This window comes from Pseudomonas sp. D47, from assembly GCF_045447305.1.
Lineage (GTDB): Bacteria > Pseudomonadota > Gammaproteobacteria > Pseudomonadales > Pseudomonadaceae > Aquipseudomonas.
On sequence record NZ_JBJGXU010000117.1, the window covers coordinates 1 to 6,880 of the forward strand.

The following is a 6,880-nucleotide window of genomic DNA, read 5'->3' on the forward strand; positions in this document are numbered from 1 at the left end:
ATCTACCTAAACCATCGCAGGCTAAAAGCAACACAAAAAGTTGCGTAGATACCTATGCCCATCGCAAGCAAGCCAGCCAGCTCCCACAGTTCGCTCATCATTGTGTCAATTACTTAGCGTTGTCTTCACGCCCGCGCAGCACGCGGTTAGGCATCGCAAGCGCCGCCGCCAACCCCAGCAACGACACCGCCGCACTCACCATCAACAAATGCCGAAACGTCACCGCCAACTCCCCGCGCAATGCATCCTGCGCAGGCCCTGGCGCGGCGTTCAAGCCGTCCAGCAAGACATTCCCGGAACTGCCTTCGGCCACCAGCGCACCGCTGGCCAAGTGCGCAAAGCTGGAATCCTGCAACAACGCCAGCAACAAGGCCGACATGCACGCCACGCCCACCGCCCCGCCTAACGAGCGAAACAGGTTGGTGGTGCTGGTCGCAACGCCGATATCCCGCTGCTCGACCGAATTCTGCGTCCCCACCAGGGACGTAGGAAACTGCATCCCCGCCGCAATCCCGCACAGCAACATGAACACCGCCGTCAGCCACACCGCCTGCGGCGCACTGTAGGCCATGCCCAGAATCGCAAACGGGCTCAACAACGCGCCCGTCAAGATCATCGGCTTATAACGCCCGGTCACCGAGGTCATGCGCCCGGCAAAATAGGCGCCCATCGGCAAGCCCATCGCCAGCGGCAGCAAGTGCAGCGCGGCACTGTCGGCGCCTGAGCCGGTCACCGTCTGATACCGCAGCGGCATCAGTACGGTCAGGGAGATCGCCTGGAAGCTGGTGAAGAAAATCGTGCACCAGCACAGCACCGCGCTGCGGTTGGCGAACAGGTGCATCGGCAGCAAGGGTTCGCGCGCACGGCGTTCATGCCAGACAAACACTGTGAGCGCCACCAGCGCACAGACCAGCAGCCCCAACACTTGCGGGTCACGCCAATGATGGCCCTGGCCGATTTCAGTAATGCCCAGCAACAAGGCGGTCAGGCCGACGATCATCAGCACGGTGCCGAGATAATCGATGATCGGCTTGCGCTGCGGCACCGGCAGCCCCACCAGCGTGCGATGGGCCACGTACCAGGCGCCGGCGCCCAGCGGCAGGTTGATCAAAAACACCCAGCGCCAGGACAGGTACTCGGTCATGTAACCGCCGAGCACCGGCCCGGCCACGCTGGCCACCGCGTACATGCTGCTGAAGTAGCCCTGATACCGCCCGCGTTCACGCGGTGGAATGATGTCGCCGATGATCGCCTGGCTTACCGAGATCATCCCACCGGCACCGATGCCCTGGAGAATCCGCGCCAGCACCAGTTGCTCCATGCTTTGGGCCATGGCGCAAAACAGCGAGGCCAGGGTGAACACGCCCATGCCGATCAGCATCATCGGGCGGCGCCCATACAGGTCGCCGAGCTTGCCGTAGATCGGCACCGCCACCGTCATCGCCACCATGTAGCCAGAGATCACCCAGGCCAGCAGGTTGACGTCGTGGAACTGCGCGGAGATGGCCGGCATGGACACGGCGACAATGGTCTGGTCCAGGGCGCCAAGGAAGATCGCCATCATCAAGGCGGCCAGCACGCTGCGCACGGCGGGGACGGGTTGGGTGGGCTGATTGAGGTGGGTCACGGCAGAACCTTCGAGCAAGGCCCGCAGGAAAGGAAGGGCCTGCGGGAATGCTCGATACGATAGCAGGCTACTCGATAGCTTCGTAAGGAAGCCCGACGTAATTTTCTGCAATGGTTTTGCGACCCGCCTGCGAGTGGATGAAATACGCCAGCTCGCTGTCGGCAATGCGCTGGCTGAAGCCGTCCGCCTCGGGAAACTGGTGCAGCATCGAGGTCATCCACCAGGAGAACCGCTCGGCCTTCCACACCCGACGCAGGCAGATTGCCGAGTACTTTTCCAACAAGTCCACGCGCCCCTCGCGATACACCTTGAGCAGGATGCGAAACAGCGTGCTCACATCGCTGGCGGCCAGGTTCAAGCCCTTGGCGCCGGTGGGCGGCACGATATGCGCGGCATCCCCAAGCAGGAACAGGCGCCCGTATTGCATCGGCTCCACCACAAAGCTGCGCAGCGGCGCGATGCTTTTCTCGATGGAAGGCCCGGTGACCAGTTGTTCGGCCAGTTGGCTCGGCAGGCGAGCTTTCAGCTCATCCCAAAACCGTTCATCCGACCATTCATCCAGCGGCTCTTCAGCCGGCACTTGCAGGTAATAACGGCTACGGGTCGGCGAACGCATGCTGCACAGGGCAAAGCCGCGTGGGTGCTTGGCGTAGACCAGCTCCGCGTGCACCGGCGGCGTGTCGGCAAGAATGCCCAGCCAGCCGAAGGGGTAGACGCGCTCGAACACTTGCAGCGACTCAGCCGGAATCGCCTGACGCGCAACGCCGTGGAAACCATCGCAACCGGCGATGTAGTCGCACTCCAGGCGAAAGGCCTCACCCTGATGTTCGAAGGTCAGCCAGGGTCGATCACTTTTGAGGGCATGGGGCTGCACGTTGGATGCTTCGTACAGGGTGACGGCGCCGGCGGCTGCACGCGCTTGCATCAAGTCTCGGGTGACTTCGGTCTGACCGTAAATCATCACCGACTGGCCGCCGGTCAAGCCCTTGAGGTCGATGTGGCTGAGCTGGCCATTGAGCGCCAGCTCAAAACCGTCATGCACCAGGCCTTCGGCATCCATACGCCGGCTGACGCCGGCCTCGCGCAGCAGGTCGACCATGCCTTGTTCCAGCACCCCGGCACGGATGCGGCCTTGCACGTAATCGGCGCTCTGACGCTCTAGAATCAGGGTATGGATACCCGCATTGTGCAGCAGTTGGCCAAGCAGCAATCCTGAGGGACCGGCGCCAATAATGGCGACTTGGGTTTTCAGCGTTTTCATTATTTTTATAACCCGTAAGCTTCACCCGAACGGATCAGGTGAAAGAGTTGTCATTCATCATGTTGCTGATCATTTTTCACTTGAGTGGCCGCCATAAGAAGGTGAAAACTGAGACAAAGCCTGCGCTTTTTGCCAATCGGGGCGATTACCGCACCACTATCCTGAGTATCGGATTGAAACCATGACCAAAACTGCCAGTACCGCGATTCCGGTCTTCAAGCTTTACGGGGACAGCCAGCAATGGCCGACCCCTGATTTGTTGCACTGTGAAACCATTTCCCGGCGCAGCCGGGAGTACCAGTGGGAAATCCAGCCCCACCGGCACGCGGACCTCTGCCAGTTGTTGTACGTGCACAAAGGCCAGGCGCAATTGGAGATCGAAGGCCTGCGCACTACGCTCAGCGAAGCGACCTTGCAGGTGCTGCCGCCTTTGTGTGTGCATGGGTTTCGGTTTGCCGAGGATGTCGAAGGTTACGTCGTGACGCTGTCGGCGCCGCTGGTCAGCTATATGCAGACGCAACTGGGCGCGACGGTGGACGGTTTGCAGACCCTGGGCAGTTACGCGGCAGGCAAGGACAGCGACTACCTCAACAGCCTGTTTGCCCGCCTGCAAGACGAATACGCCGATGAGCAACCGGCGCGTGACATGATGATGCACGCCTTGGTCAGCGTGTTGCTGGTATGGATCAGCCGCCAGGCCATCCAGCGCCGCCACCCGCGAGCACCACGTGGGCGCGAGTATTTCCGGCGTTTTACCCAACTGGTTGAACAGCATTACCGCGAACACCCGAAAATTGAAGACCTGGCCCACAAACTGGGCATCTCGGTCTCACACCTGAACGGCACATGTCGGGAATTGGGCGGGCAGCCTGCGCTGCAGATCATGCATGACCGCCAGTTGCTGGAGGCCAAGCGCCTGCTGACCTACACCAGCATGACCATCAATGAGATGTCGGAGGTGTTGGGGTTTTCCGACCCCACCAACTTCTCTCGGCTGTTTCGCCGACGGGTCGGGTTTTCGCCCAAGGCGTTTCGCGAGCAATTGAAAGCCGATTGATTCGAACGCGGAGCGTGCGTTGCTGCATTCCTTTGCTGCGCGTGGGACCGATCAGGCTGAGCAGCCTACCTGAGCGCGCTGAAACTGCCGGTACGCGGAACACACAGGTCCTGATGGCAGCTGATCGCAAAGGTCGGCTGCATGCGGGTCTGTTCAACCCGGTAGGCGGCCGTGCCGTACAGCGCGGTCGCCACAGCGCACAGGATGAAGATCATTAGGTACTTTCTGATTTTTAGAGTCATGGCACACCTCTGAATGAAACGACTCGGTGCTGTTTAAAGCATAGGTCACTCAGGGCGAGTTGCCATTATGGGGCGCCATTCAACATCTTTATGTCGGGTTCAGAGGCCGATATCCCAAACCGGCTCCTCCGGGAACCGCTGCACCAGGAAATCCAGCAGGCTGCGCAGCGCCGACGGCATGTGTTTGCGCGAGGCAAACACCGCGTAAACATTCATCTGTTGCGGCTCGGCCTCGGGCAGCAAACGGATCAATTCGCCGCTGCGGATGTAGTCACCCGCCTGATAGCTGGGGAGCCGCGCCACCCCGGCGCCCGCCAGCGTCACCCGTAACAAGGTGGTCGCCTCGTTAGCGCTGATATTGCCCTGCACCGCCACCGACACCGGCTCTGCATTTTCGGTGAAGTGCCACAGACTTTTGCCGAAGTAGGAGTGCGTCAGGCAGTTGTGCTCCGCCAGGTCGTGCACGTGCTGCGGGTGCGGATGCTCCCGCAAGTAGGCCGGTGAGGCGCAAATCACCGAGCGGCAGAGCGTCAGCTTGCGAGCGATCAGATTGGGGTCCAGCTCAAAACTGGTGCGGATGGCCAGGTCGATACGCTCATCCACCAGGTTCACCGTACGGTCGAGCATCTGCATGTCGATACTGACCAACGGGTAGCGTTTGACGAACTCGACCACGGCATCCGCCAACTGCGCCTGGCCGAACGAGCTGCTGACACTTAGCCGCAGTTGGCCACGCGGCGATTCGTCCGGCTCACTGACGGCCGACTGCATGTCGTTGCACAACTCGAGCATTTGCCGACAACGGGGCAACATTTCGCCACCCGCCGCGGTAAGGCTGAGCTTGCGCGTCGTGCGGTGCATCAGGCGAGCGCCCACCCAATCCTCAAGCTCGGCCAGATAACGTGAAACCACTGGCCGCGACAGGTCCAACTGATCAGCGGCGGCTGACTGGCTCCCCAGGTCGACTACCGTGACAAACACCCGCATTGATTGAAGACGATCCATGATTTGCACGCTTTTAGAAACAAACTATGTTTCAGCATCGCATTTTTTGTGGCGTTTAGTGCAACTAAGCTCTGTGCATCCTTTAACGATCACTGGAGCTGCCCCGATGCTATCCACCCTCAAACGCCTGACCCTCGCGACCGCCGCCCTGGCCTTCGCCGCCCAAGCTTCGGCGGCAGCGCTGAAACTCGACGTGTACAACCCTGGTGAAGCTGCGATCTTCCCGGTCAGCTCGGTACTGGTGAGCGGCGAAAAAGACGCGATTCTGGTCGACGCACAATTCGGCAAAGGCCAGGCCGAGCAGCTGGTGCAAAAGATTCGCGCCAGCGGCAAGCACCTGACCACCATCTACATCAGCCATGGCGACCCGGACTACTACTTCGGCCTCGACACCCTGACCGCCGCGTTCCCCGACGCCAAGGTGCTGGCACCGCAACCGGTGGTCGACCATATCAAGGCCACCGTCGCCGGCAAGCTGGAATTCTGGGGCCCGAAAATGGGCGCCGACAAACCGGCAAAAACCATCGTGCCGCACGTGCTTGAAGGCCACAGCCTGACCCTCGAAGGTCAACCACTGGAAATCATCGGCCTGGACGGCCCGCAGCCGGATCGCAGCTTTGTGTGGATCCCCTCGATCAAGGCCGTGGTCGGCGGTGTGGTAGTCGCCGAAAACATCCACGTGTGGATGGCCGACACCCAGAGTGCACAGTCCCACAAGGATTGGCTGGCAACACTGCAACGTATCCAACAGCTGAAACCGACTACCGTGATTCCAGGCCATTTCCTGGGCAGCCCGTCACTGAAGTCCGTGGCCTTTACCGCTGACTACATCAAGGCGTTCGACGTCGAAACCGCCAAAGCCAAGGACTCCGCCGCCCTGATTGCAGCGATGAAAAAACGCTACCCCAACCTCGCCGACGAAAGCTCGCTGGACCTGAGCGCCAAAGTCGCCAAGGGCGAAATGAAGTGGTGAATGGTTTTTTAACCCTGACTGACTGGAGAGCGTTATGAGCAAGATTGCAATTATTGGTGCCACCGGTCGTGCCGGTAGCCAACTGCTGGAAGAAGCGCTGCGTCGTGGGCATACCGTCACGGCCATCGCACGTAATACCGACACGCTGGCGGCGCGCCCAGGCGTTACCGTCAAGCAAGTCGATGCGCTGGATGCCGAAGCGTTGCAACAGGCCGTCAGCGGCAACGATGTGGTGATCAGTGCGGCGCATTTCGCCACGCTGCCGGCCAGTGCCGTGATCGGCCCGGTGAAGAAAGCCTCGGTGAAACGCCTGCTGGTGGTGGGCGGTGCAGGTTCGTTGTTGCTGCCCGATGGCAGCCGCGTGATCGACAGCCCGGGGTTCCCGGCGGAGTACAAGGCCGAAGCCAGTGCCGGTGCTGCGTTCCTGGACACCCTGCACCAGGAAAAGGAACTGGATTGGACTTTCCTGTCGCCGTCGGCGGAGTTCGTTGAGACCGAGCGCACCGGCCAATTCCGTGTGGGCCAGGATGAGTTGCTGGTGAGTGCCGAAGGCCGTAGTTGGATCAGTTTTGCTGACTTTGCCATCGCACTGATCGACGAAGTGGAAACGCCGAAGCACTCACGTCAGCGTTTCACCGTGGGTTACTAAGCCTTACACGGTCAAAACTGTGGCAGCTGGCTTGTGTGGGAGCTGGCTTGCCTGCGATAGCTTCAC

General features: G+C 60.7%; 7 protein-coding genes. 3 read left to right on the plus strand and 4 right to left on the minus strand.

Annotation, left to right across the window (positions count from 1 at the left end; all coding sequences use genetic code 11):
* Window positions 1-109 precede the first annotated feature (109 nt).
* Together ACI77I_RS31405 and pobA are read right to left on the minus strand one after the other, a co-directional pair.
* A complete protein-coding gene (locus ACI77I_RS31405) occupies window positions 110-1,627 on the minus strand; it encodes an MDR family MFS transporter (RefSeq protein ID WP_407000066.1) in 1,518 nt (505 codons plus the stop codon).
* Between the two features lie 67 nt (window positions 1,628-1,694).
* On the minus strand, window positions 1,695-2,879 hold the full coding sequence (gene pobA, locus ACI77I_RS31410) for a 4-hydroxybenzoate 3-monooxygenase (RefSeq protein ID WP_407000074.1): 1,185 nt from the start codon (window positions 2,877-2,879) through the stop codon (window positions 1,695-1,697).
* 190 nt (window positions 2,880-3,069) lie between these two features.
* On the opposite strand from pobA, the gene ACI77I_RS31415 reads away from it, so the two are divergent.
* Complete coding sequence (locus tag ACI77I_RS31415) at window positions 3,070-3,945, plus strand: helix-turn-helix domain-containing protein (protein WP_407000068.1); 876 nt, start codon at window positions 3,070-3,072, stop codon at window positions 3,943-3,945.
* A gap of 65 nt (window positions 3,946-4,010) precedes the next feature.
* On the opposite strand, the gene ACI77I_RS31420 is transcribed toward ACI77I_RS31415, so the two are convergent.
* Together ACI77I_RS31420 and ACI77I_RS31425 are read right to left on the minus strand one after the other, a co-directional pair.
* Entirely contained in the window at window positions 4,011-4,187 is a 177-nt protein-coding gene (locus ACI77I_RS31420; protein WP_242154937.1) for a hypothetical protein, read from the minus strand.
* 99 nt (window positions 4,188-4,286) lie between these two features.
* Window positions 4,287-5,192 (minus strand): LysR family transcriptional regulator, encoded by a 906-nt coding sequence (locus ACI77I_RS31425; RefSeq protein WP_407000070.1) that lies wholly within the window; start codon window positions 5,190-5,192, stop codon window positions 4,287-4,289.
* A 106-nt stretch (window positions 5,193-5,298) separates the two neighbouring features.
* On the opposite strand from ACI77I_RS31425, the gene ACI77I_RS31430 reads away from it, so the two are divergent.
* Together ACI77I_RS31430 and ACI77I_RS31435 are read left to right on the plus strand one after the other, a co-directional pair.
* Entirely contained in the window at window positions 5,299-6,165 is an 867-nt protein-coding gene (locus tag ACI77I_RS31430; protein ID WP_094953225.1) for an MBL fold metallo-hydrolase, read from the plus strand.
* Between the two features lie 34 nt (window positions 6,166-6,199).
* Window positions 6,200-6,814, plus strand: a complete 615-nt coding sequence (locus ACI77I_RS31435) for an NAD(P)-dependent oxidoreductase (protein WP_407000072.1) — start codon at window positions 6,200-6,202, stop codon at window positions 6,812-6,814.
* The last annotated feature ends 66 nt before the right edge of the window (window positions 6,815-6,880 follow it).